22 protein-coding genes are annotated in these 25,691 nt (G+C 61.0%); 8 read left to right on the top strand and 14 right to left on the bottom strand.

The window, feature by feature from the left end:
- Positions 1-228 precede the first annotated feature (228 nt).
- Positions 229-2,673: a TonB-dependent receptor gene (locus F0M18_RS10590; protein WP_188109684.1), complete on the bottom strand. Its 2,445-nt coding sequence runs from the start codon at positions 2,671-2,673 to the stop codon at positions 229-231.
- Between the two features lie 200 nt (positions 2,674-2,873).
- The gene (locus F0M18_RS10585) at positions 2,874-3,425 is read right to left on the bottom strand and encodes an HdeD family acid-resistance protein (protein ID WP_149611398.1); all 552 of its coding nucleotides are present in this window, start codon (positions 3,423-3,425) and stop codon (positions 2,874-2,876) included.
- Between the two features lie 206 nt (positions 3,426-3,631).
- Between F0M18_RS10585 and F0M18_RS10580 the strand changes: the two genes are divergently transcribed.
- Positions 3,632-4,465, top strand: a complete 834-nt coding sequence (locus tag F0M18_RS10580) for a hypothetical protein (protein WP_149611397.1) — start codon at positions 3,632-3,634, stop codon at positions 4,463-4,465.
- A gap of 80 nt (positions 4,466-4,545) precedes the next feature.
- On the opposite strand, the gene dbpA is transcribed toward F0M18_RS10580, so the two are convergent.
- From dbpA to F0M18_RS10550, 6 genes are all read right to left on the bottom strand, one after another.
- On the bottom strand, positions 4,546-5,925 hold the full coding sequence (dbpA, locus tag F0M18_RS10575; protein ID WP_149611396.1) for an ATP-dependent RNA helicase DbpA: 1,380 nt from the start codon (positions 5,923-5,925) through the stop codon (positions 4,546-4,548).
- On the bottom strand, positions 5,922-6,776 hold the full coding sequence (locus F0M18_RS10570; RefSeq protein WP_149611395.1) for a PA4780 family RIO1-like protein kinase: 855 nt from the start codon (positions 6,774-6,776) through the stop codon (positions 5,922-5,924). Before F0M18_RS10570 ends, dbpA begins: the two co-directional genes overlap by 4 nt.
- A gap of 207 nt (positions 6,777-6,983) precedes the next feature.
- Positions 6,984-8,390 (bottom strand): hypothetical protein, encoded by a 1,407-nt coding sequence (locus F0M18_RS10565; RefSeq protein ID WP_223177959.1) that lies wholly within the window; start codon positions 8,388-8,390, stop codon positions 6,984-6,986.
- Between the two features lie 228 nt (positions 8,391-8,618).
- Positions 8,619-9,203, bottom strand: a complete 585-nt coding sequence (locus tag F0M18_RS10560; protein ID WP_149611394.1) for a nitroreductase family protein — start codon at positions 9,201-9,203, stop codon at positions 8,619-8,621.
- 10 nt (positions 9,204-9,213) lie between these two features.
- The gene (locus F0M18_RS10555; protein ID WP_149611393.1) at positions 9,214-10,116 is read right to left on the bottom strand and encodes a pirin family protein; all 903 of its coding nucleotides are present in this window, start codon (positions 10,114-10,116) and stop codon (positions 9,214-9,216) included.
- Positions 10,117-10,263: 147 nt separating this feature from the next.
- Positions 10,264-10,716: a DoxX family protein gene (locus tag F0M18_RS10550; RefSeq protein WP_149611392.1), complete on the bottom strand. Its 453-nt coding sequence runs from the start codon at positions 10,714-10,716 to the stop codon at positions 10,264-10,266.
- Positions 10,717-10,838: 122 nt separating this feature from the next.
- On the opposite strand from F0M18_RS10550, the gene F0M18_RS10545 reads away from it, so the two are divergent.
- Positions 10,839-11,723 carry a LysR substrate-binding domain-containing protein gene (locus F0M18_RS10545; RefSeq protein WP_149611391.1) on the top strand — a complete coding sequence of 295 codons (885 nt, stop codon included), beginning with the start codon at positions 10,839-10,841 and terminating at the stop codon, positions 11,721-11,723.
- A gap of 146 nt (positions 11,724-11,869) precedes the next feature.
- On the opposite strand, the gene F0M18_RS10540 is transcribed toward F0M18_RS10545, so the two are convergent.
- The 3 genes from F0M18_RS10540 to amrB all read right to left on the bottom strand — a co-directional run bounded on the left by F0M18_RS10540 (position 11,870) and on the right by amrB (position 14,554).
- On the bottom strand, positions 11,870-13,006 hold the full coding sequence (locus tag F0M18_RS10540) for a PQQ-dependent sugar dehydrogenase (protein WP_149611390.1): 1,137 nt from the start codon (positions 13,004-13,006) through the stop codon (positions 11,870-11,872).
- A 188-nt stretch (positions 13,007-13,194) separates the two neighbouring features.
- Positions 13,195-13,794, bottom strand: a complete 600-nt coding sequence (gene amrA / locus F0M18_RS10535) for an AmmeMemoRadiSam system protein A (protein WP_149611389.1) — start codon at positions 13,792-13,794, stop codon at positions 13,195-13,197.
- On the bottom strand, positions 13,772-14,554 hold the full coding sequence (gene amrB / locus F0M18_RS10530) for an AmmeMemoRadiSam system protein B (protein WP_149611388.1): 783 nt from the start codon (positions 14,552-14,554) through the stop codon (positions 13,772-13,774). The genes amrA and amrB overlap by 23 nt, the downstream gene beginning before the upstream one ends.
- A gap of 79 nt (positions 14,555-14,633) precedes the next feature.
- Here amrB and amrS point away from each other — a divergent pair, with 79 nt between their 5' ends.
- The 4 genes from amrS to F0M18_RS10510 all read left to right on the top strand — a co-directional run bounded on the left by amrS (position 14,634) and on the right by F0M18_RS10510 (position 18,820).
- Positions 14,634-15,707 (top strand): AmmeMemoRadiSam system radical SAM enzyme, encoded by a 1,074-nt coding sequence (gene amrS / locus F0M18_RS10525; protein ID WP_149611387.1) that lies wholly within the window; start codon positions 14,634-14,636, stop codon positions 15,705-15,707.
- Between the two features lie 135 nt (positions 15,708-15,842).
- Positions 15,843-17,417 (top strand): arylsulfatase, encoded by a 1,575-nt coding sequence (locus tag F0M18_RS10520; protein WP_149611386.1) that lies wholly within the window; start codon positions 15,843-15,845, stop codon positions 17,415-17,417.
- A gap of 146 nt (positions 17,418-17,563) precedes the next feature.
- Positions 17,564-18,379: an enoyl-CoA hydratase gene (locus tag F0M18_RS10515; protein ID WP_149611385.1), complete on the top strand. Its 816-nt coding sequence runs from the start codon at positions 17,564-17,566 to the stop codon at positions 18,377-18,379.
- A 6-nt stretch (positions 18,380-18,385) separates the two neighbouring features.
- Positions 18,386-18,820: a CoA-binding protein gene (locus F0M18_RS10510; protein WP_149611384.1), complete on the top strand. Its 435-nt coding sequence runs from the start codon at positions 18,386-18,388 to the stop codon at positions 18,818-18,820.
- 109 nt (positions 18,821-18,929) lie between these two features.
- Here F0M18_RS10510 and F0M18_RS10505 read toward each other — a convergent pair whose 3' ends face one another.
- From F0M18_RS10505 to F0M18_RS10495, 3 genes are all read right to left on the bottom strand, one after another.
- Positions 18,930-20,150, bottom strand: a complete 1,221-nt coding sequence (locus F0M18_RS10505; RefSeq protein WP_149611383.1) for an NAD(P)/FAD-dependent oxidoreductase — start codon at positions 20,148-20,150, stop codon at positions 18,930-18,932.
- Between the two features lie 61 nt (positions 20,151-20,211).
- Positions 20,212-21,951: a M20/M25/M40 family metallo-hydrolase gene (locus tag F0M18_RS10500; protein ID WP_262500911.1), complete on the bottom strand. Its 1,740-nt coding sequence runs from the start codon at positions 21,949-21,951 to the stop codon at positions 20,212-20,214.
- Between the two features lie 26 nt (positions 21,952-21,977).
- Positions 21,978-22,979, bottom strand: coding sequence for an NAD-dependent epimerase/dehydratase family protein (locus F0M18_RS10495; protein WP_149611382.1), 1,002 nt, complete (start codon positions 22,977-22,979; stop codon positions 21,978-21,980).
- Between the two features lie 345 nt (positions 22,980-23,324).
- On the opposite strand from F0M18_RS10495, the gene F0M18_RS10490 reads away from it, so the two are divergent.
- Positions 23,325-24,368, top strand: a complete 1,044-nt coding sequence (locus tag F0M18_RS10490) for an isoaspartyl peptidase/L-asparaginase family protein (protein WP_149611381.1) — start codon at positions 23,325-23,327, stop codon at positions 24,366-24,368.
- 122 nt (positions 24,369-24,490) lie between these two features.
- Complete coding sequence (locus tag F0M18_RS10485) at positions 24,491-25,426, top strand: cyclase family protein (protein WP_149611380.1); 936 nt, start codon at positions 24,491-24,493, stop codon at positions 25,424-25,426.
- The last annotated feature ends 265 nt before the right edge of the window (positions 25,427-25,691 follow it).

The following is a 25,691-nucleotide window of genomic DNA, read 5'->3' as shown; positions in this document are numbered from 1 at the left end:
GGTTAGAGCTCAGCATTATCGGGATATTAGGCTTAGCGAGTCTGCTGAGTGGAGCAGAGCCGTTGTTCGAGACTCGGCGGCATTGGTGCTGCAATCTGGCCAAATTAAGCTCCAAGCGCCCTCGAAGGCGATTGAAGCTTCGGGCCAATAGACAAAGTCCGACCTGTAATGAGGGCTTCAAGATACCGGGCCAGCATGGCTGGCCCGATAGATCGTACAGAGGCTTTCCTAGCGGAATTCGTAAACCAGGTCGAGTCCGTAGGTGCGCGGCCTGCCGTATGTGGCGCCCGCCCAGCCGAGGGAGGCGAAGTCGATACCCCACTCACGGTACTCTTCGTCGGTCGCGTTCTTGACCCACCCGGACAGGCGCAAGTTACCGTTCTGGCCCAGCCCGATATCCTGTAGCGTCACCCGGGCATCGACCACGGTACGATCGTCCGCCGAGTCAAACTGGTTCTGGAAAGGGTGGAAAACGTAGCCATCTGTATAGATGACGTCGACGCGCGCTGACAGCGTACCGAAGCTGAAGGGGTTGAAGTCATACTGCAGGCCAAGCGAACCCGAGTTCTCCGGCGCACGCGCAGGCGTGGTCACGCCCGAGATGTCCTCTTCGAGGTCGGTCGCGGGGTTGCGCGCTACATACTCGTCGAACTCGGCATCCAGATAGCCGTAGGTGAGGTCCATCAGCAGCCCGTCAGTTATCAGCGCAGTGATCTCCAGCTCCAGGCCCTGGTAGGTCGCTTCACCGGCGTTCACAATGCGACTGGAGGCACCACCGGTACCGGCCTCGAACTGGGTGACCTGGATGTCCGTGTAATCGTTGTAGAACAGCGCAGCGTTCACGCGCAGTCGACCGTCCATCCAGTCTGACTTCAGGCCCAGCTCAAACGCTTCCACTTCTTCTTCATCAAACGGGGTATCCCAGGACGAGGGACTGCCCGCGCGCGAGTTGAAGCCACCACTGTTGAACCCGGTCGAGTAAGTTCCGTAGACATTGACGTAATCGCTCACTGCATAATTCAGCGTCAGCAGGTAACTGATGTTGTCCCAGGAGTCGGAGTTCTTCAGTCGCTCGTCCACCGAAGTCTGGCCCAGGTTCTCGTTGAACAGGAAGGCATCGCGCTCGTCATCGGTGTAGCGCAGGCCAGCGGTGACACCCAGTGCGTCGGTCAGTGCATACGTCGCCTGCCCGTAAGCCGCCCAGGACTCCGTCGTCTGCCCGTAGATAAAGTCGACCTGGCCATTCAGGTTAGGATCCGCCCCGGGGGACGGGAACGGCAGTGGCTGGCGCTGCGTGCCCTGACACACCACCCCGGCCCCGGGTATCTCGTTACAGTAGCCCGCGGCGACGTAAGCGCCTTCCAATGGGCTCCCGACGAGGAACTGAATGGGAATCGAAAAGGTCTGTGGATTGCTCTGGTAGATTTCCTCCTCGTACTGGTAGTAGCCCACCGTGTACTGGAGTCGATCATTGAATGCGTTGCCGAAAAGCTGCAGTTCATGGGTCTGCAGGTCGATCCAGCCCTCATCAATTGTCGCCTCGAAGCCCGGTGACGGAATTTCCATGCCACCACCGTAGAAAAGGTCCCGCGCCGTGAGCGCGCCACCGTCCAGGTCGGTCTTGTCATAACCGGAATCAGTTTCGCGGTCGCCAAATATGTACTTCAGCGTAAGGTTGTCCAAAGCCCAGGTAACGGTGAGGTTATGCCCTTCTACTTCCAGGGTTTCCGTGGACACGGCGTCGAGATTATAGTCTTCACGGCGCTTGTCGGGGTCGCCGACCAATGCCGCCATCTGCTGGTAAAGCTCGCCCCCCAGAAACTCGAAGGGGAACGGTGTGTCCGTGAAGCCGTTGTAGATGCTGTCCTTCACTTCCGTGACCTGGAACGGCGTGGGCACGCCCTCGTTGTCGGTCTTGTCGTAGGCGTAATCAATCGTCAAACCCTCAGTGGGCTCGAGTCGCAGCGCGATGCGGTAGGCGTTGTTATCTTCCGAACCCAGGTCGGATTCGCTGCCTGGATAATCGTTGTCAGCCCAGCCGTCGTACTCCATGAGCATGCCGGAGACTTTTGCCGACAGCATGCCGAATACCTGCGGGAAATCTACCGAACCCGCCGCGCGCTGATAGCCGTCGTTACCAAGACTGCCCTCGAGCTTGACCCCCCATTCGCCGCTGGGTTTGATGGTCGTCACGTTCAGGGCGCCACCGGTGCTGTTACGCCCGAACAGGGTCCCCTGCGGACCGCGCAGCACCTCGACGCTTTGCAGGTCGACGATATCGAAGACCGCGCCGACGGTCTTGCTCATGTAGACGCCGTCAACATAAAAGCTCGTCTTCGGATCAGCCATCAACGAGGTCTCGCCATTGCCGATGCCACGAATGGCAATCGACATGTTGGAATTGGATGATGGCTGTTTCTGGATATTGGTGTTGGGCGCTCGACTACCCAGGTCAGTGATATCGAAGACGCCGAGGTCGGCCAATTTGTCCGGGGTGAAAGCGGTGACGGCGATAGGTGTGTCCTGCAGATTGGTCTCTCGCCGCTGGGCGGTGACAACCACCTCTTCCAGTGTCATTGACTGCGCATGGACCATCGATGACTGCGGCAGCGCGGCCAATCCCATCACGGCGGCGGCAACGGGTGTGAGTGCGTAGCGTGCTAGCTTTGGCATGTCTTTCTCCGTTCTAATTATTGTGTAAGCGAATAGCACCCGAAATCGGGCCTGCGAGGGCATAAGCCTGGCAACTATTACCCCCGTAGATATACGCCAATTTCCCCATCGGTTCAATACCGCAGCTACGGTGTCGCTGACTGTTACCTGGTTCCCGAGGCTGTCGCTGGCACCGGGCAGTATTAGCATTATCGGGCCGGTCAATCCGCTATGGCACTGGCCGCGTCCTTGACTGCACCGGCGATGGCCAGGAGCGTCATTCCGCTGAAAATCAGGTGGATACCAACCAGCGTGCCCACCGCCCAGATACCAGACAGCGGGAACTGACTCCAGATCATGGCACCCAGCAGCATCGACACCAGGCCACCGAACAATAACCAACCCCAGCCCTGCTGCGACCGCGCCTGGAATGCAGCAACAATCTGCAGGATACCGCTGGCAATAAAGTAGCCGGAGAGGAACAGGGTCAGGGTGGCCAGTGCCAACCCTGGCTGAGCGATCATATAGACACCTGCCATGATGCCGAGCACACCCAACAGACCGAGTAGCAGCTCGCGGGGAAACGAGCCGGCTCTGAAAACGACGAGCAGTTGAAAGACACCGCTGACGATAAACAGGCCGCCGATCAGCATTGAAATTGAAAGCCCGGCAGCCATAGGCGCACTGAGTGACAAGACGCCGGCGATAATCATGACGACGCCTACCCACTTTGCCGTTTTCGCGCTCTTGCTGATGGTTTCAACTATGCTCATGTTTATTCCCTCTGGTTACGTGGACGCACCCTGCCCGCGCGATGCGGAAACAAGCGCTAATAAATATAGACTAGCACAGGAAGTCACAATACCGGGTTCGCGGAGCTTGTGCTGGTGAACTCAGTATTAGTCGTTGATGTCGTTCCCGCAAATGGTCTGCTAGAGTAATGCCGGTCACCCCAGCTACACTCAAGCCGTCGCAGATAATGAAGCAAGAGCACCCACTGCATATTCGCCTCGCACTGGTTTTAACACTGACGTCTCTTCCGATAATGGCAGAGGTGAGTGACGCAGACGCCGCACACAGCGCAACAGGATGGAGTCTCTATTTCCCTGTACATATGCCGGGTCTTGAACTTGAGCAGCCCGTCGAAGGTGGCGCGAATATACATATTGAAGCGGACATGCTCGATCTCGCAAAGCACGCGAACAGCTTTTTTGCACTGGGCATGGGCTATCGCTTCCGGGCGCTGGACCGCCCCATGTGGTTTGACCTGAATGGCTGGCACGGCGGCTATGATATGGACATGGACGACATCACGGCGGAGACGGGTATTGCACCACCGCCTGTCCTGAAGGAGTACCTCGATGTCAATGTCGACATGCAGCAGCGAATCGCCCAGGGCGAGTGGGGTGTGTTTCTACTGGAGGACTGGCACCGTCTAAGCCTCGGGCCAATCGCGGGCTTTCGCTACTACGACCAGACTATAAAAGTCTTCGGCACCATACCGGCATGGAACGGCGATTGCGGATTGTTTGGTTGCTTCGAGCCGGAGCCGTTTCGCAGCAAGGAAGAAACCAGCTGGACCGAGTTTATTGTCGGCTTATCTGCGACCTACCAATGGCATAATAACAACACTGCGGCAGCATCCGTTTCCTGGGGTCAGGATGACTCCATCCGCTGGCAAGTCACTAATACCATTTCATTCAGGGAAAGTTGGTTCGCCTCTCTCGGCTGGCGTCGGGATGAGTTCACCAACGACGGTGTTGAAATCATTGAAAGCGGGCTCTATTTCGACATCGGTAAAAACTTCTACTAGATGCGGGCTTTAACGCTAGCAGTCCAGATCAGGTGAACTCGCCGTGGAAAAACAGCAGGCGCTAGAGAACAGCCGGCGCGTTAAAGCCTGCGGACCTTGAATTTACGGCCCTTGATCTTGCCGGCCTGGAGCTGCTGTAGCGCCGGCTTTGCCAGTTTTCTTTGCACCGCAACAAAAGCCACGTGCTCCATCACATTGATTTTACCCACGGCCTTGCCATCGATTCCGCCGGCGCCGGTGAGCGCACCAAGAATGTCTCCGGGGCGCACTTTCTGTTTGCGGCCACCGGCAATGCACAGTGTGACGAAACCGGGAGCAGGCAGGGCTTCGCCGGAGGCGGGCAGCGTTTCAACCGCTTCGAATTCCACTTCGCGATCGTGATCTGCGGCGATGCCTTCCAGCTTGTAACGCTCGTTGTCGGCAAACAGGCTCAGGGCCAGACCGGTTTTACCCGCGCGACCGGTACGGCCAATGCGGTGGGTGTACTGGTCCGGGTCACGAGGCAGATCGTAGTTGATTACCGCCGGCAGATCGTCAATGTCGAGCCCGCGCGCGGCCACATCGGTGGCAACCAGAAGGCGGCAGCTCTGCTGTGTGAACTGCACCAGTACCTGGTCCCGGTCGCGCTGCTCCAGATCTCCGTGCAATGCCAGGGCACGATTGCCATGATCTTTGAGGTGGGCAGTGACGTCTCGAACGGTTGCCTTGGTATTGCAGAAGATAACCGCCGCTTCTGGCGCGTGGTATGCAATGATCCTGTTCAGTGACTCCAGCTTTTTCTCCCTGGAGCAGATATAAAACTTCTGGCTGATATGCTGTTCATCGTGCGTGGCCACCACTGTTACCTCAAGGGCAGCACGCTGGAAACGCGAGCTCATCTTGCGAATGTCACTGGGATAGGTGGCGGAAAACAGCAGGGTCTGGCGGCTCTCCGGGGTGGCTTCGATGATGCTGCTGATGTCGTCCAGGAATCCCATCTCCAGCATGCGGTCCGCTTCGTCCAGCACGAGAGTATTGATTCGGGAGATATCCAGCGTTGCCTTGCGCAGGTGATCCTTGATGCGCCCGGGCGTGCCCACGACAATGTGGGCACCGTGTTCCAGCGAGCCAATCTGCGGGCCAATGGGCTGTCCGCCACAGAGCGTGACCACTTTGACGTTGGGCTGGTGCCGGGCCAGGCGCCGCGTTTCCGCCGCCACCTGGGTTGCCAGCTCCCGGGTGGGACACAAAATAAGTGCCTGCGCACCAAAATCTCTCGGGTTGAGCTTGCTCAACAGTGGCAGCGTAAACGTTGCGGTTTTGCCACTGCCGGTCTTGGCCTGTGCGATCAGGTCTTTACCGGCGAGGGCCGGCGGCAGGGCCGCGGCCTGGATGTCGGTCATCCGCGTATAGCCGAGGCTTTCCAGGTTCTCCAGTTGAGCCGCGGCCAGTGGCAGCTGGGAAAAACTGGCATCACTCACAACTCATCGGCCTCGCGCGCTCGCTCAAGGCGTTTTTCCTCTTCCGCCAATGCCGCCCTGATCTCCATCATGACTGCATCCACGTCAGCCTGCTCGGTGCTGGCCTCGTACCCCCCGCTGAGCTGTGTGTCCGGGTGCAAACTGCCCTCTTCATACAACTCCCACAGTTCATCGGCATACAGCCGCCCCAGCAACTGCGGCGCGAACTGGCCGTAGTAGCTGGTCATGTTGTTGACATCGCGCTCCAGCATGGACCTGGCGTGCTGATTGGCAGCGGCATTCACCGCCTGGGGCAGGTCAATGACGACCGGGCCGTAGTCATCCACCAGGACGTTGAATTCAGACAGGTCGCCATGCACCAGGCCGGCGCAGAGCATGCGCACGACATAGGTCATCATCAGGGCGTGATCTTCCAGTGCCTGTGCTTCGCTGAGCTCGACCTCGCTCAGGCGCGGCGCCACATTGCCCTCGTCGTCCGTGACCAGCTCCATCAGCAACACGCCGTCAAAGCAGCCATAAGGGGTAGGCACACGCACATCAGCCGCAGCCAGTTTGTAAAGCGCGTCTACTTCAGCATTTTGCCAGGCTTCTTCCTGTTGCTTGCGGCCGTACTTCGAGCGGCGCTCCATTGCCCGGCCACGCCGGCTGTTGCGCACCTTGCGGCCCTCGGTGTATTCCACCGCCTGTTTGAAGCTGCGCTTCGCGACCTCTTTATAAACCTTGGCGCAGCGAACCTCTTCGCCACAGCGCACCACGTAGACGGTGGCTTCCTTGCCACTCATCAGCTGGCTTAAAACCTCGTCCACCAGACCGTCATCAACCAGTGGCTGAATTCTCTTGGGGGTTTTCATTGCGCCCTTATACAGGAGTCAGCGGGTTAAGGCCAACGACGGCAGGTCTGTGTATGCAGCGTTCGGTTCCTGTGAAGCCGAAACGTTCTAATCGTATTAACGATGCGGTTTTAGTTCACCGGGGCAGCAGCGAACAGGGCTATGCCTGATGATTCATACGGGGGGCGTATCCCCTCATCGCAGTACCCTCGCCGCAGGCAGCACCCACTATTCCTGCATGCCATGATAGAGCAGCCGAATCAACAAACGCACACCGTCGTTATCTTTCAGTTCTGCGTAACGCGGCCCGTCGCGCTTGCCGATATCACGGATATCCGCCATCAGCTCGGGGTGGAACTGGCTGGTGAACGAGCGACGAATAGTGTGAGTCTCCCAGTCTTTATAGTAAATACAGGTCGTGGAGACCTCGGTGAGATGAGCACTATCCACCTCTGTCTGCGACAGGATTTCCACCGCGTAGGGCAGGCTGAGCAGCCACGATAATGGCGACACTGCTACTTCGTAGCGCAGGGGGACAAGCGTGTCATGCAATAACTTGAAGGCCCAGTTGGCAAAAAGTGCTGCCTCCTCGTTAACCTCGTCGCCATGGAACATTTCGATGTTCAGCTCACGCTCCATCACCAGCATGGTATCGATCACACCCTCCAGTTCGTCAGCAACCAGGGCGTGAGCGTCATGCAGCTCACCCGGAACATGGTCCGACGCCCCCCGGCGCCGGTACGGCAACAGCCTGCGCGTACCCACTTCGAAAGCCTCATTGGGGGCTACTGAGAACCGAGTATCGTGCCAACCTTCGGCGATACGCTGCCCATTCTTGATAACCGACAGATTCTCACCCACGTCGCTGATCCTGCTGCAAACGCGGCGCAGGGTGCGCAACGCAATGCCCTCCGGGTCGAGGGGAAGGTGCTGCAGGTTCGCCACCTCGCGACAGGCGCGTTTCAACAGGCGAACCTGCGAGGCCGCAGCCAACTGGTGACCCAGGCAGATAAAGATACTGGGACCGCTGTTGCTCGATCGCCGCAGCAGCAGCTCATCCACCAGGGCCAGGATGTCCTCAACGCCGGACTTCGAACCGTCGAACGAAGCAGCGTCGTAGACAGAGGGGTTTCCGCCCTGCACCACCGTGGCGATACCCGCACTCAACACGTTGGCGAGACGCTGCGGATTGACGCAGCCGCTCTGCCAAAGTGGATACAGTATGGAGTCGGCATCCGCCAGTTGTTGCAGGATGTAGGCGATATTTTTTGAGGCCCTTACTGCCTCGCCCTGCAGGTTGATGCCGACGTTCTCCCAGGGTTCAACCACGGACACACTGTGGCGGTAGATTTCGGGTAAACGCAGCAGCAAGTCCAGTTCACCCGGTCCGCCGATGACCTTCTCCAGCGGCGGCGCGACCCCCCACTCGAAGAGGCTGCCATCGAGCAACATATCGCGTCCGGGAAAAGGGGTCGGGGAGTTCCTGTCTTTGAGAAAATAGCCAAGCAGGGCGTGAATGGACTGGGGGCTCGCCGCATGATGCCCCAGGATACCCGGCCGAGTGCGCCAGCCACTACTCTCCAGGGAGGGGTCTTCAGGCCGTTCGACGGACTGTGAGTTTTTTGAGTGATCCATCTGCGCGCCCTCCATAAGCGATCCTGGACCAATGCAAGTTCCGGGCCGCCCAGGTTTGCCGCTATCCGTGCAGATCACCCTGTAGCGGCGCCACAAAGTGGTGCAGGCGCGGCACGGTAAGCTCGAGAGTGCGCCTTTTTGGGGATCGCGCCGCCAACTTTGTACCGGGCACGTCGTGTCAGCGGAAGCCGCCATCAAAAGACAGCAGCGACGCAAATACCGAGAACATCAGAACCCGCCGGAGATGAGCAGTTCCTCCAGCGACTTACGCTCTCTGGGTTTGTTGTCGCGCTCCGCGTATTTCGCGTCGACGTCGCCCGGGGTCCCCTGGTAGCCGATAGCCAGCGCCGTGACCGGCTCCAGTGAACCGGTAATGCCAAAGACCTCGCGGGCCTTGTCGGGCTCGATACCAATCATCTGGTGCACCACCAACCCGCGTGCCGTCGCCTCCAGCGTCAACATGGCAGAGGCAGCGCCCAGGTCGTGGTGGGCCGCAGAGTTGGGCTTACCGTTGTGCTCGAACTGGTGCTCGGTCAATCCCAGGGCAAGCACCGGCGCATTCGCGGCCCAGGGCTGGTTACCCTCTACCAGCGTCCCGTGAATTTTATCCCAGGTCTCCCGGTCCCGTGCCTTGACGCCCACGATATAACGCCAGGGCTGCGCATTATAGGAAGACATGGTCCAGCGCGCGGCCTCGAATAAGGCACGTACGTCATTCTCTGCGACGTCGCGCCCCGGATCAAACGCGTAAGGGCTGTGCCGCTGTTGCAACAGCGGATGAATATCAATATCGGTGTTGGCTGCTCTGTTCATGATTAACTCCCTAATCTGGTAATGGAATGAATTCTGCGTCGCCGGGCACAGGGGCAAAGCGCTGTTCACCCCAGTCCTTTTTGGCCAGTTCGATACGCTCGCGGCTGCTGGAAACGAAGTTCCAGAACATGTGGCGCGGGCCGATATTATCGCCGCCAACGACCATGACCCGGCTGGATTCCCTGGCCTGGAGCGCCACCTTTTTGCCCTCCCCGGCTACCGCCAGCGTCCCGGCCGTAAACACCTCGCTGTCGACCTCGACAGCGCCGACGGCGACGTAGAAGGCGAGTTCCGCTTCACCCTCGGGCAGGGCCAATCGGGCGCCGGACTCCAATTGCACATCGAGATAGAGCGTGCGAGAGAAGGTCTCGACGGGCGAGCGCTGCCCGTAGGCCTCGCCCATAATGATCCGCACTCGAGTGCCCTCGCCGGCGACATCCGGCAACGCTGATGCGGGATAGTGGGTGAAGGCCGCGTCGATTTCCTCCTGTTCAGCGGGCAGGGCAATCCAGCTCTGGATGCCATGCAGGATAGAAGTCTGGTCCAGGTCAGCCCCGGCGCGTTCCGAGTGCACGATGCCACTGCCCGCCACCATGAGGTTGACCGCCCCAGCAGTGATCGGCTGCTCCACGCCGAGGCTGTCGCGATGCATGATCTCGCCCTCAAACAGGTAGGTGATGGTGGCAATGCCGATGTGGGGGTGAGGCCGCACGGCAATCCCCTTTCCCGGCGGGAACTCCGCCGGGCCCATGTGATCGAGGAACACGAAAGGCCCCACCATGCGCTGCTCCCGATTCGGCAACGCCCTGCGCACCGTAAACTCACCGAGGTCGGCCGCACGGGTTTTCGCGCGCAGTGCAATACTGCCGGTGTGGGTGCTGCAGGATGCTTCCCTGGCTTCAAAACGACTCATCACATTCTCCTCAACTGAAGGCCTGGCCGACAGTGGCCGTGCAGGTCAACCAGACTGCCACATTGCGTTGCTGTCCCGCTACTGCCACCCACCTGCCCGCCATGCCGCATCGCCCCTTGCCCAAAATGACTGCCAGTCACCGCCACGCTATGACAGCCTGGCCGCAACTTGCCGATCGGCGGACAGTGAGCCGCCGCCAAGGAACACCAGGGCCAGGCTCGCAGCCAGTAAGGTCAGCGCGAACTCATAACCGTTGTTGCTGATGAACAGGCCGTTACCGATGTGCACGGTCAACGCCATCAGCATGGTAAACGCTGCTACAAGCGCGGCCGGCCGCGTTAACAGCCCGAGGGCCAGGAAAATACCGCCAAAGAACTCGGCACTGCCTGCCAGCAGGGCCATCAGCAAACCGGGGGCGAAACCGACGGACTCCATCCATCCGGCTGTGCCTTCCAGGCCGTATCCGCCAAACCAGCCGAAAAGTTTCTGCGCACCGTGGGCGGCCAGCACCACACCCAGTGGTACCCGCAACACCAGACCGCCTATGCCGGCATCAGTTGTCAGTACCGCCTTGATTCGGTTCTCGTAACGTGTATTCATGGTCTATCTCCTTTCGTTTTGTTTCATATTTGCTGAATGTTGAGACCATGATATGCATTGCCCGGAATAAAAAAATCGAAATATAATGACATTAATATTCAATATTTTTGAATTAAAAGACGATGAGTGAAATCACCCTGGAAGGACTGGAAGTTCTGGACGCCATCGACCGCAAGGGCAGCTTCGCTGCCGCCGCTGCCAGCCTCTACCGCGTGCCTTCGAAGGTCACCTATACGGTGAATCGCATGGAAGAAGACCTCGGCGTGACCCTGTTTCGGCGCGAAGGCAGGCGCTCGGTGCTGACGCCCGCAGGCCGCCTGCTGCTGGAGCAGGGCCGGGAGATACTGGAGGCAACCAGTCGGCTGGTCGAGGCCACTCGACAAAGAGACCGGGGCTGGGAATCCCGGCTGCGTATTGCGGTGGATTCCGTGCTCCAGGAAGACTACCTGTCACCCCACCTCGCCGCCTTTGCGGACATGCGTCCGGACACAGAGATAGAGCTTTCCCAGGAGGTATTGGGCGGCACCTGGGAGGCGATCCAACTGGGACGCGTCGATCTGGCCATTGGCGCCCCCGACGGCATCGTGGACAAGAAGGGCATCACCAAGCGCCCCCTGATGGAGGTGCAATGGGTTTTCGCCGTCGCCCCGGGTCATCCCCTGGCGCATCACCGTGGACCGCTCTCCGAGGCCGAACGCATGCAGCACCGCGCTATCGTGGCCAGGGACTCCTCACGCGAGCACCCTGCCCGCACCCTGCGCGTATTCGACAGGCAACAGCGCATTGTCGTACCGACCATGAGCCACAAGATCAGCGCGCAACAGGCTGGCCTCGGCGCCGGTTTTCTTCCCAGGCAGCGCATTGAGCACTTGCTGGATCAGGGGGCACTAGTGACTGTGGAGACGGAAGTTCCGTTTCCGGCCACCCAATTACACATTGCCTGGCGCACTGCCAACAATGGGAAAGCACTCAACTGGTTTATTGAGCGTTGCCTTGCAGACACATAAAACGCACTCGCAATTAATTCCTCGAGAGGTTCAAACGAACCTCTGCAAGTCGTTCTCATGAACTACCGCCTCACACAGAACCGATCCCGCTGGACTCAAGAGGCTGTGAACAGACTGGCCGCAGTGGTTGGCCGCGGGCGCCAGCCTCAGGGCTTGGGCGTGAGTTTCAGCAGTCTGCCCTGGCTGTTGCGACGCTCATCTTCCAGCACCCAGATGGCGCCTTCGGGGCCCTCGGCTATCGCGCGAATGCGCGCGCCCATCGCATAGCGCTCGACTTCGCGGGCGGATTCGCCATCAACTTCAATGCGCACGATCGCCTGTTCGCCCAGCGCCGCCGCCAATGCATTACCGCGCCAGGCACGAAACAATTTGCCTTGCAGGAAGGTCAGGTCACCCGGTGAAATCGCCGGCACCCAGCTGATGGCCGGGGCCAGGAACTCAGGCCGCGTACTGTGATCCGGGATCTCGCGGCGGTCATAGTGATCACCGTCGGACACTTCCGGATACCCGTAGTTACCGCCGCGGCGAATCAGGTTCAACTCATCGCCGTGCAGCGGGCCCATTTCCAGCACCCAGAGCTGTCCGTCGAGGTCGAGATCCATACCCAGGGGATTGCGGTGCCCCAGCGACCAGATCTCCGGGTAGACACCGACGTCATCCACCAGCGGGTCCTTTGAAAAATAATCTGCAAAGGGGTTATCGCCGGGAATTGTGCCATCGTCTTTCAGCCGCAGTACCTTGCCGACATTGGACTGCATGTCCTGCGCGGGCGTGAACTTCTGCCGGTCCCCGGAACTGATCCAAAGATAGCCGTCGTCATCGACCACCAGGCGATGCCCATAGTGGCCGTAACCGAGCATTTTGGGGTATTGCCGCCACAACACCTGCACATCGCTTAGCGTCGGGCGGTCGCCGGACAGGTCGAGGGTGCCGCGGGCAACCGCTGCGCCGCGTGTGTCGCCAATGCCGGCTTCCACGTAGCTGAGGTACACACTGCCGTTGTCGCCGAAGTCGGGATGCAGCACCACATCACCCAGACCGCCCTGACCACCGTAATCGACATCCGGCACGCCTTCGACACGCGTCTTTTCACCCTCACGGGTGACGATATTCAGCACCCCCTTCTTTTCGGTTACCAGCATGCGCCCATCGGGCAGGAAGGTGATCGCCCAGGGCTCATCGAAGTCGACAATCGGCTCGACATTGAAGGGCAAACTCTCCTGCGCGCGCGCATTAATCGTTACGGCGAGCAGCGCAATCAACGCCAGGTTACGTATGCTCATTGCTGAACCTCCATCTCTTAGGGTTGCTTATATCCCTGTTGCTACGCAGAGTGCCGGCAAAAAGATCGCGATAGCCGAAAAGGTCCTGAGCTGGCATCAGCTTCGATCCTGCGTACTGCAGGTCGGCATAAGTCACAATCATGCCGAGGTGGGTAGCGTGGCCACATGCAGGGGGCTGAAAACCGCTGCTACGCCGGGGTGTCTGCAAACGTCTCCGAGAAGCAGGTCGCCCCGTAGCGATAGAAGCGCAGGCCGGAGGACCAGTGGTTTGCCGGCAGCCCCGCTTTGATCATCAACTGCTCCAGGAAATGCGCGGGCTCCGGCAACTGCTCCCAGACCTTGGGCAGGAAGGTCGAGCGATGCGCCCCGTCCTTCAACAGCAGCCCGTCCGCAGCTGGCGCGAGCTGCGCCAGCAGCGCCTCCCGGCTGGCGGCGCGCACAGGCACCATTGCCGAGAGCACGGAAATCTCGATGCGGATCTCACCCAGTTCCGCCGCCTCCAGGCGCGGGAAACGCGGGTCCCGAAAGGCCGCGCCGTAGGCGGAGTCAGCCACGCTACGGGGCAGTGGCTCGGCGGACTCCAGGGAGCCGATACAGCCGCGTAGGGCACACTGGCGGGTGAGGGTCACAAACACGCCAAGGCGGGCGGCCAGCGTCGCGGTGATGTCCGCGTCGTCGATGCTCAGCGCGCGGCCCTGGTGCAGCCCGGACTCGATCGATGCCCGGGCGACGCCCAGCAGGTGCACCCGCTCTCCGGGGCGCAGGTCAATGCAGGCTGAAGGCGCCATAGCCCACTACACGACCACGGTCCCCCGCGGTATCGCCGGAGTTGCACATCGCGATCAACTCCATCTCCAGCGTACGGCCCCGGGCAGTGCACATCAGGCCGTTGAGCGCCTGCGCACCGCATGCGTCTTCACTCACAAGACTATGCTCCCGGTCCAGCAGACGCTGGCAGGTGCGGGCATCCTGCCGGCATGCCACCCCGTAACGGTGGAAATGCGACAGGTCAGTGCTCACCACCAGCAGGGTATCCGGTTCCTGCCACACACAGTCCATGGCGGCAGCGACGCTGTCAGGGTCGCAGCGGCCTACCACCACCGGCACCAGGGAGAAGTCGCCAAGTACTGCCTGCAGAAACGGCAGCTGCACTTCCAGGCTGTGCTCCTCACGGTGCGCCGCATCAGAGACACGGACCTGGGGTAAGCCAGCCAATCGGGCCATGCCTGCCGTATCCAGCGGGATATTTCCCAACGGGGTGGCGAAGGCATCGGCGGCGGGAACGGCCATGCCCTCCAGGTAGACCCGGTGCGCGGGCCCGAACAGGGCCACGCGCCTGATGGGGCGCTCCCGCTGCCGCAGACGGGCGTAAGCCGCCGCGGCGATCGCGCCGGAGTAGGCATAACCGGCATGGGGCACCACCAGTGCTCGCGGACAGGGCTGTGCTTCCGCGCTCACGGCAGACACCAGTTCCTCAACGTGGTGCTGCAGCAGGCCGGGGTCGGCGTCATAGAACAAGCCGGCCACGGCCGGCGCTCGAACATGCATTGAACTACTATCCTGTGGTGGAGTACTGTAGACTAATTCCATACATTATATATGGGTATAATGCCATGAAATACCATCCATGTCCCAAACCATAGTCGCCACACGCTACTGGCACCAGCTCGACGACGGCCAGGTCCAGTGCGACCTCTGCCCGCGCCACTGCCACCTGCAGGAGGGCCAGCGCGGCCTGTGTTACGTGCGCCAGCGCCTGGACGGCCAGGTCAAGCTGGTGAGCTACGGGCGCTCCACCGGCTTCTGTGTGGATCCCATCGAGAAAAAACCCCTCAACCATTTCTATCCGGGCAGCGGCGTGCTCTCCTTCGGTACCGCCGGCTGTAACCTGGCCTGCAAGTTCTGCCAGAACTGGGACACGACGAAGTCCCGGGAAATGGACATCCTCGCGGATGCGGCCAGCCCGGAACAGCTGGCACGAGCGGCCCGCGACGCGGGCTGCCGCAGCGTGGCCTTCACCTACAACGACCCGATCATCTTCATGGAGTACGCGGTGGATGTCGCCGCCGCCTGCCGCGAGCTGGATATCCGCACCGTGGCCGTCACCGCCGGTTACATCGACCCGGAGCCCCGCGCGGATTTCTTCAGCGCCATCGATGCGGCCAACGTGGACCTGAAGGCGTTCACGGACCGCTTTTACTACAAGATTTGCGGTGCCCACCTCAACCCGGTGCTGGAGACACTGGAGTACATCCACCACGAGACGGATACCTGGCTGGAGCTGACCACGCTGCTCATACCCGGGGAGAACGATTCCGACGCGGAACTGGAACAGATGACCCGCTGGGTGGTTGAACGCCTCGGCCCCGACGTGCCCATGCACTTCACCGCCTTCCACCCCGACTGGAAGATGCGGGATCACCAGCGCACCCCCGCCGCGACCCTGGGCCGGGCGCGCCGCATCGCCCTCGACACTGGCGTGCGCCATGCCTACACCGGTAACGTGCGCGACCCGGAAGGCGGCAGCACCTACTGCCACCAGTGCGGTGAACTGCTGATCGAGCGTGACTGGCACCGTATCGGCGGCTGGGGCCTCGACACAAAAGGGTGCTGCGCCAACTGCGGCACGAGGCTGGCCGGCCACTTTGGCGCCGCCGCGGAGCATGCCGCCTCGACGCCGGTGCGCATCCGCGTCAGCTGACGCGGCCTGCCAGCGTATTTTTAAACCGCGCGCCCGTGAGCGGTTGTAGCAACGGAAATTTGCCGTTGCGGTCATTTCCGCCCACGTTGATGTGTCTCATAATCGACAATCCAGAACCATAAAGAGATAAGAAAGATGTCACCGATTTCCCGCAGGACTCACTGGCTGGCCTTGTTCGCCACCATCGCAGCCCTACTGACAGGCCCTGTAGCAGCGGCCGAAAAACCCAATATTCTGGTGATCTGGGGTGACGATATCGGCTGGTCCAATCTCAGTGCCTATCACCGCGGTATGCTCGGCGCGCGCACACCGAACATCGACCGCATTGCCAACGAGGGCGCGCTGTTCACAGACTACTACGGCGAACAGAGTTGCACGGCCGGTCGCTCGGCTTTCATTACCGGACAACACCCCCTGCGCACGGGTTTGCTCAAGGTGGGGATGCCGGGAGCCGATATCGGCCTCAGCGACAAGGACCCGACAATTGCCGGACTTCTGAAACCCCACGGCTATGCCACGGGGCAGTTTGGCAAGAACCACCTCGGCGACAAGGATGAGTTCCTGCCCAGCAATCATGGCTTCGATGAGTTCTTCGGCAATCTCTATCACCTCAACGCCGAGGAAGAACCGGAAACCTATTACTATCCGAAAGATCCCGCGTTTCACCAGCGCTTTGCGCCACGCGGCGTGATTCGCTCTTTCGCAGATGGCAAGATCGAGGACACGGGGCCGCTGACCCGCAAGCGCATGGAAAACGTGGACCAGGAATTCACCGATGCCGCGCTGAAGTTCATCGACAAGGCCCACAGCGACGACAAGCCCTTCTTTGTGTGGTTCAACTCCACACGCATGCACGTGTGGACACGGCTGGCACCGAAATGGCAGGGTGCGTCCGGTCACGGACTGTACGCAGATGGCCTGATGGAGCACGACCATCATGTGGGCCAGCTGCTCGACAAGCTGGATGAACTTGGCATCACCGACAACACCATCGTGGTGTATTCAACCGATAACGGCTCGCAAACCAATACCTACCCCGACGGCGGCGCCGAGCCGTTCCGCGGGGAGAAAGGCTCCACCTGGGAAGGCGGCTTCCGCGTACCGGCGCTGATCCGCTGGCCCGGTGTGGTCGAACCCGGCACAGTGATAAACGACATCTTTTCGCACCAGGACTGGCTGCCCACCCTGCTCAGTGCTGCCGGAGAGCCGGATATCAAGCAGAAACTGCTAGCCGGCCATCGCGCCGGCAAGCAGGTTTACAAGGTGCACCTCGACGGTTACGACCAGACCGAATTGCTCGCCGGCAAGGGTCCCGGAAAACGCGAGAATATCTTTTATTTCGATGACAATGCCCAGTTCAACGCCCTGCGCTGGAACGATTGGAAGATTCACTTCGCCTTCCAGATGGACGGCTGGTCAGGTCCGCGGGAAGCGCTCAATTTCCCGCGGATCATCAATCTGCGCAGCGACCCCTACGAGACCTCCATCGATTCCGGCCTCTACAGCCGTTTCTTTGCCGACCAGCTGTGGCTGTTCGTGCCGGTACAGCAGGAAGTGGGCAAATGGCTGATGACGTTTCGCGACTACCCACCCCGGCAGGCAACGGCAAGCTTTACTATCGACAGAATGATGCAGCAGATGCAGCAAATGCTGCAGGCCGGCCGGCGTGGCACAGGCGCACCCGGTCGCGCCCAGGGTGGTGGCCAGTGAGTTCGGGCGGGCCGACGCTTCACCGGTTGTCTGCCCGCGACGGCGCAGTAATTTTCCAGTGTCTGACCATCTGCTAGTCTTGAGGATGCCAGCCGGTTTCCGCATAGCGCCGATCGGACCTCAACCCTGACCCGTGGGAGAACAGAATGACTACAGCTGAACCCAATAGCGATCCCTACCTGCTGGAAGACATGTCGGGGCATGTGCTCTGGCTCACCCTGAACCGGCCGAAGCAGCGCAACCCGCTGTCGAGTGGCATGCTCGCTGCGCTGACTGACGCGATAGACCGTGCCAACAAGTCCGCAGACGTGCGCGTTATCGTTATCACCGGCAGTGGCCCGGTGTTTTCCGCCGGCCACGACCTGCGGGAGATGGCGCCGCAGGAAGGTGAGGAGGCCGCGGCGCGCGAGGCCCGGGTGCGGCAGATACTGGAGGCCTGCGCGCGAATGATGCTGGGCATCGTTCACTCCCCCAAGGCCCTTGTCGCCTGTGTGCAGGCGACTGCCACAGCCGCCGGTTGCCAGCTGGTGTCGGCCTGTGACCTGGCCATTGCCTCGGAGCGGGCACAGTTCTGCACACCGGGCGTCAATATTGGCACCTTCTGCACCACGCCGCTGGTGGGTATCGGCCGCAACCTGCAGCGCAAGCACGCCATGGAACTCGCGCTCACCGGCGACATGTTCAGCGCCGAGGAGGCCGTGCGCATGGGCCTGGTAAACCGCGCCGTGCCGGAAGCGGATGTGCGCGCCGCGACAGAGGAACTGGCGCAGAAAATTGCCTCCAAATCCGCCCTGGGTATTCGCTCGGGCAAGGAAGCTTTCTACCGTCAAGTCGAAATGCCCATCGAAGAGGCCTTCGCCTACGCCAATGAGGCCATGCTCGATGGGATGATGTGCGGTGATGCCGAAGAGGGTAGCCGGGCCTTCTTCGAAAAGCGGGCGCCGGTATGGGCAGACGCCTGAACCGCAATGCCGCTGACAGAAGATCGCGACATCGCGCGGATTCTCGCCACCACGCGAACCATTGCCCTGCTGGGCGCCAGCCATAAGCCGCAGCGGCCGAGCCACCGGGTGATGCGATTCCTGCTGGCGCAGGGTTACCAGGTGTACCCGGTCAACCCGGGCCTGGCAGGACAGGAACTGCTGGGCTGCAGAGTGTACCCGGACCTCGCGGCCATCCCCGTCAAAATAGATATGGTGGATGTCTTCCGGCAGTCAAAGTTCCTGCCACAGATCGTCAGCGAGGCGGTGAATGCAGGCATTGGCGTGATCTGGACGCAGCTGGGCGTGATGCACGCCGAGGCTATCGCGGCCGCTGAAACCGCCGGCATGAGCGTGGTGGCGGATCGCTGCCCGGCCATCGAACTGCCGCGCCTCGAGAAGCTGGGCCTGTGCTGCCGGTGATCCCGGGTTGCGGGGGGCAGGTCATTGGCGAATACCTCCACTGGCACTGGACCCGGCAATTGCATGGCGCCAGACACCGGGGATCAGTGAACGCCTCCCCCGTTGCGGATCAGGCCAGTTTGCGCAGATCAGCCAGTCGCGTCAGCCTGGATGGTGGCCACAGGGTGGGAATTGCCAGCTCGTGGATGCTGCGCCAGTAACGCGCCTGGAGATCCCATGCCGGGGCGAGTCGCAGCGGTGGGTCCAGCCTGGCCATGTTGGCCTGAAAAATCAGCTCCTTCGCCGGCGCCAGCGCGCGCCCGGCGATGACTCGCTTACCGATGACGCAATAGGTATCGAGATCGCCCAGCGAGATCAGGCTGATCTCCGGGCCCGGCTTGAAGTCCTGCAACCGCGATCCCGCGAGGAAACGGCGCACGTTGCCTGCCGCATGGGCACCCATCGCCAGGGCATGGTAGGCCTGCTTGCTCAGCGAATTCTTCAGTTGGGCGTCATCGCCAACGACGAAAATATTATCGTGAACGCCACTTTGCAATGCGTTATTCACCCTGGCCCACGCACCCTTTTTGCTTGCCAGCCCACTCTGGAATAGCAGCGGCGAGGGTGCGGCACCACCGGTCCACAGTGTCATGTCCGACCTCAGCACCTGGCCCGAGGTGAGCGTGACGCGGGTTTTCGTTACCGACTTGACGCCGTGGCCTTTGTGGAAGTGAACCGGGTGGGGCTGGCAGCGCTGCTCGATCTCACGGCCCAGTGCCGACGGGCTGCCGGGAACGAGCTGCCGCTCGCGTTCCACCAGGTGGACCTGCAGCTGTGCAAGATGTCGATACTTGCGCAGGATCTCCCCCAGCGCCTCGACGCCCTCGAGCCCACCGCCAACAATCACAATAGATAGCGCCTTACCCGAGCTCTCAAGGTCGCGCAACCGCCGGCCGATGGCCGCGCAGTCAGCAACCGTCTTGAAGGGCAAGGTATAACGCTCCACACCGGGCAGTCCGTAGGTGTTATTGACACCGCCCGCCGCGACCACACAGGCATCGAAGGGCAAGCTGCGGCCGGAGGCGGTATGCACCGCCCTGCCAGCGGCATCGATCCGGGTGACGCTGTCCAGGAGGAAGCGGTGGCCCAGTCGACTGATCAGCCGCTCACGCGCAAGCCGCAACAGCTCCGGGGTTTTTACTTCGGAGATCAGCTCATGAATATTGGGTAAAAATTCGAAATGCGGTGAAGCGTCCACGACCGTCACATCGAGGCCCCGGGGCAAGGCCATGGCGCAGGCGAGGCCGCCGAAATTCGCACCAACTACAACAACTCGCTTGCCGGTGGCCATCAGTGTGCTCCCTGTGCGTGGCTGCTGCTGCGCTCTGATGCAGTTGTAGTGTAAGCGCCTGTCATTTTCTCGCCGCCGCCGACTGTGCCCGCACCGCCTTGAACTCAGAGCCGGCCTTCCACTCGGGCCAGCGCGAGGAGTTTGCCAGCGCCGCAATAATACGGCGGATCAGCTCGATATCCTGCACGGCCCCGGTCAGGTCCCAGTCGGCAGACCAGGCATCGCAGGGTTTGTGATAACAGTTGCCGACATAGTCAGCGATCCACTGGTTCCCGGCCTCGCGGCCACCGTCAACGAGGTCGGCACCGCCGGCGATGCCCATAATCAGCAGTACCGGCACACCCACCCTCGCCATCGAGAAATGATCGGCGCGATAGAACAGGCCGTTCTCCGGCAGGTTTTCCTCGGTCACGTAGCGACCCTGCTCCCTGGCTACCCGAGCCATGTCGTCCTCCAGTTCGCTTTGACCTTTACCGACAAGGATTACGTCATTGGCCGCGCCCGCAGTCTGCAGAATATCCAGGGTGAAGTTGGCGACGGTGGTCTCGATGGGGAAAACAGGATCCTCGGTATAGGCCCGCGAGCCGACCAGCCCGGATTCCTCTGCCGTCCAGAACGCGAACAGGACGCTACGGTCCAGTGGCGGCCCTGCTTTCAACACGCGCGCGATCTCGAGAATCCCGGCACTGCCGAGGGCATCATCATTGGCTCCGGGGCGCACGGTCCTGCCCTGATCATCCGGGGCACCCACCCCGTAAGCGTCCCAGTGTGCCGAGGCCATGATGACCTCCTGCGGACGCTCGGCACCGGGCAGGAGCCCGAGCACGTTGCGGCTGTCGAAACGGGTGATGTCGACCTTGAGGTCTGCCGCAAAGCGAATACCTTCGAGTTCAAACGCCTTGAAATCCGGGCTGCGCGCAGCCACGCGAAGTGCATCCAGGTCGTGGCCGGCGGCGGCCAGCAACTCGTCCGCTGCATCATTGTGCAGCCACCCCTGCAGCGTCACGGGCAGCGAAGCCGGGTCTTTGATTCCAAGGGACACATTTTCGCCCGCACCGGCAGAGGCCACACTCCAGTCATAACCCGCGGCCTCGGTCTCGTGGATCACCAGCGCGCCAAACGCCCCGCGCCGTGCTGCCTCTTCAAACTTGTAGGCCCAGCGCCCGTAGTAGGTCATGCGGCGATTACCAAAGCGGCCGGCAACAGGCTCGTCCGGTCCCGCAGCAAAGTCAGGGTCGTTGACGAGATACACCGCGAGTTTGCCGGTTAGATCGATATCGCCGTAGTCATCCCAGTCCTGCTCCGGCGCATCCGCACCGAAACCCACAAACACGACCGGGATGTCCGCAACCGCGATCGCTTCTATCGCTTGAGGGGTCTCCACTGATACCGATGCGCCCTGTTCCAGCCCAAGGCTGAGGTTGTCGCCCAGGAAAGTCATCTTCGGGCGCGGCGCAACCACCGAGCGCATCATGGGCACAGCCTGTATCCACTGGCCATCGCGGCCGCCCGGTTCCAGCCCGATGGCCTGCATCTGCCTGATCAGGTAGGCAACGGTTTTGTCTTCACCCGGGGTCCCGGGGGCCCTGCCCTCGAATTCGTCCGCGGCCATCACTTTCACGATCTGGGAAAGCCGTTCGGCACTGATGTCCACAGGCTCCTCCTGATTGGTGGCAAGTGAATTCAGCGACCAGAGAAATGTCACTGTGGTGGTCAGCAGGCGCAGCATGTCGTTCTCCATTGGCGTCATCGGCTTCAGGGTAACGAAATTACCGTCGCAGGTCTTCGTTACAACTTTCACGTTCGCCCGGGAACGTTCTCTGTGAGTCAGCCCGATTCCTGCTGAATCTCCGCCACCGACTCGGCCAGCGCCTCTTGCAGGGGCGTGTACTGCAGCTTCAGCTTGCGTTTGCTCTTTTCGGCGCTGAACAACAGGGAACCGGCGGCAGTCGTCTTGATGACGTCCAGCGGTATCACCGGCCGCTTGCCAGTGCGCCGGGCCACCCACTCCATCGCCCTGGCGGTTGGCAGCAGCCAACGCTCCGGGATGTTGGCACGGGGTATGGGCACATCAGCCAGGTCGCCAATGATATTGAAGTACTCGCGCGTGGTCGCGCGCTGGTCCCCTATCAGGAAGCGCTGACCCACGCTGTCGGGTGCGAGCAAAGCGCGGGTGATGGCCTCGGCAGCGTCGCCCCGGTACAGGTAGGTGTAAGTGGTATCGGCACCCACCAGCGCCGGCAGCTTTTTCTCCACGGCTCGACGTACTTCCATGGTGGCCTTGTCATCGCCGGCGCCGATCACTGCAGCCAGGTAGACGATAGTGAGCGGCAGCCCTGACTCCTTGTACAGGCTCCAGCCGGCATTGTCGCCCAGGTGCTTGGAGCGGCCATAGTCGCTGGGGTGGGGCCCGGGGGCGCTGCTCTCATTGAACGGCAGTTTCTTTGGCACGCCGTAAGCCAGCGGCGTGCTGACCTGTACGACCTTGTCGACCCCCACCGCCAGGCAGGCCCTGAATACGTTCTCCGCGCCTTGCTGGTTGATGGTATAGAAGTGCTGCCGATCCCGCGCCCAGAACTCCCGGTAGCCGGCCAGGTTTATCACCCCCCAACTGCCGTCGAAGGCCGCTTCCAGCGTGTCGGGACGGGTGATGTCACCCTCACAGTAACTTAGCGAGCCGGACAGTGCCGCCAGCGCGCTGCGGTCGCTGCCCGGGCGCAGCATACAGCGCACCTGGACATTTTTCTCCTCAAGCAGCCGGGCCACTGTGGCACGCCCGACAAACCCGGTAGCACCGGTGATGGTAACGATTCGCTTTTTGCCTGGCATATTGCTGCAGTTCTCGCGCGGTTTGTGGCATGAGCCATCAGTCTACTACTGCAGTGAAGGCCTGATCTATATTGCAGGTTGCCGATGCACTGGTTCCCGGCAAGCCCGGTGGTGGGCAGGCGAATAGTCCTGGCTCTGGCGAGCAGCGTCAGGATTGCACCCTGGGCTTCTCATCGCATCACCTTTCGGCGATCATGCTGGTATTGAATACAACGTAGATCTGTCCGTATGCGTTTTTTCGCTGAACTGAAACGCCGCCACGTGGTGCCGGTGGCGCTGCGTCGACAATCAGGCAACATGCAGCCATGCCGGGCCCCACGGTAAGATCTTATAGCGGAGAAATTTATGCCCAGCCTTTTCCATCGCCTGCTTCACCGGGCCGCCCCAGCCATACTCGCCGCGACCCTGGTGCCTGCCGGAGCCTATGCCGACACCGGGCAATTTGCCATCGCCATCCACGGTGGCGCCGGTACCATCGACGAGGAAAAGCTTCAAGGTGAGCTCAAGCTCCAGTACGAGGCAAAGCTGCTGGAAGCCCTGGATAGCGGCTATGCCTTACTCGAAAAAGGGAGCAGCAGCCAGGAGGCGGTTATTGCCGCCATTAAGATCCTCGAGGATTCACCGTTATTCAACGCCGGCAAAGGCGCCGTATATACCTTCGACGGCACCCATGAGCTGGACGCTTCGCTCATGGACGGTGCGACCCTGCAGGTGGGCGCCGTGGCTGGCGTGAAAACCGTCAAGAGCCCTATCGCTCTTGCGAAAGCAGTCATGGATCATTCGCCACACGTGCTGCTGTTCGGTGAGGGCGCGGAGGCGTTTGCCGCCGAGCAGGGCCTCGCGCGCGTCAGTAACGACTATTTCGATACCGAGGAGCGCTATCAGTCGCTGCTGAAAGCCAGGGAAAAACTGCTGCAGCAGGAAGACGGCACCGCAGACTTCCGTGCTGGCCATGACGCGTTGCCCGAATCATACCGGATGGGAACCGTCGGGGCGGTGGCCCTGGACAAACGGGGCAATCTCGCCGCTGGCACCTCTACCGGCGGCATGACCGCCAAACGCTATGGCCGTGTTGGCGACTCCCCTATCATTGGTGCAGGCACCTACGCCGATAACGCCAGCTGTGCGGTTTCGGCTACCGGCCACGGGGAGTACTTTATCCGCTACAACGTCGCTGCCGACATCTGTGCGCGGGTCAAGTACCAGGGCGTTTCACTTGCAAAGGCCAGTGACACCGTCGTCAACCAGGTGCTGAAAGACGCTGGCGGAAGCGGTGGCATCATTGCTGTCGACGCAGCCGGGAACATCGCCATGCCGTTCAATACCGTAGGTATGTATCGTGCCAGCCGATCTTCCAATGGTGACAGGTCCGTTGGCATATTCCGGTAACCACCGCGTTTTATCCCCGTGCTCCCAGTCTCGGCCAACGAGCACAGCAGCTGGCTCCTGCACGCGGATCACGCAGTCATCTCTTTGACCTATACTGTCGTTCCAGCCGGGAGGGCAAGTCTATGAGCAGGATACTGGGTTTTGTACTGTTATGTACGCTGAGTGCGGTAAGTGGCGCGCAAGAGGACTGCCAGCCCTCACGCTGGGGGCCGGATGACGAGATCGGCAACGCCAATCTGATCACCGCGGAATCTGTGCTCGCGGCCAGCAAACTGGTCAGGACGGGAAAGGCCTATTCCCTGGGCATCACCGTGGACAGCACAACACCGGCCTTCCCCCCGCGCAGTCTCGACCTGCAAGTGGTGCAACCCGGGCAACAGCAAGGCGCTCGCGCAATGCCGAATTCCACCTACAATGACGACGTATTCATCGGCTGGCTTGGCATCGGTTCGCAGCTGGACGGCCTCGGCCACATCGGTGACGAGAACGGCATCCATTACAACTGTTTCGATGCCAGGGATATCGCCCAGTTTACCGGTCTGACCAAACTGGGCATTCACACCGTTCCCCCCATGGTTGCCCGCGGCATCATCCTCGACATGGCCGCCTACCGGGGCGTGCCTTACCTGAAGGCGGGTGAGCATTTCAGCGCAGAGGATGTGAAAGCCGTGGAAAAAAAGCAGGGCACTGCGGTGCGCGAGGGTGACGTGGTGCTGTTCCACACCGGCTGGACAGATGCCAAGCTGGAGTCAGCACCAGAAGAGTGGGTGGCGGCTGAACCGGGAATAGATCCCAGTGTTGCGCACTACCTGGCGGGAAAAAACGTTGTCGCCGTGGGCGCGGATACCTGGGGGGTAGACGTGATTCCGGCAGTGGATGCCAACGCACCCTTCCCGGGACATGTAATCCTGCTCAAAGAGAGCGGTATCTACCTGCTGGAAACCATGAACACCGGTCCGCTGGTGCGCGACGGTGCGCATGAATTCCTTTTTGTTCTGGGTCAGGCCAAGATCCGCGGTGCCGTGCAGATGATCATCAACCCGGTGGCCATTCGCTAACTGCGACCGCAGGGCCCGACAGCAAGGACGCAGAAGCGGCCGAGTAAGCCCCGTTGGCCCGCATTGCGAAAACACCAGGCTCTGCGAACCCCAGGTCACGATCTGCAGGCACGACTTACAGCGCAACCCGTCGCTGCGCTTCTCAGCCCTCAGCGTCAATTGGCGAATACGTGGACCCGGTCATGCCATCGCAGGTGCGGCCTCTCCCCCGGAAAGCAGTCCGAAGCAACAGCATGTGCGCACAATTTACTGCGCAACCATTCCT

The sequence above is a fragment of the Pseudohalioglobus sediminis genome, assembly GCF_008370495.1.
Classification (GTDB): domain Bacteria; phylum Pseudomonadota; class Gammaproteobacteria; order Pseudomonadales; family Halieaceae; genus Halioglobus.
The sequence above is the reverse complement of the archived record's forward strand: the minus strand, read 5'-3'. Positions and strand labels throughout refer to the sequence as shown.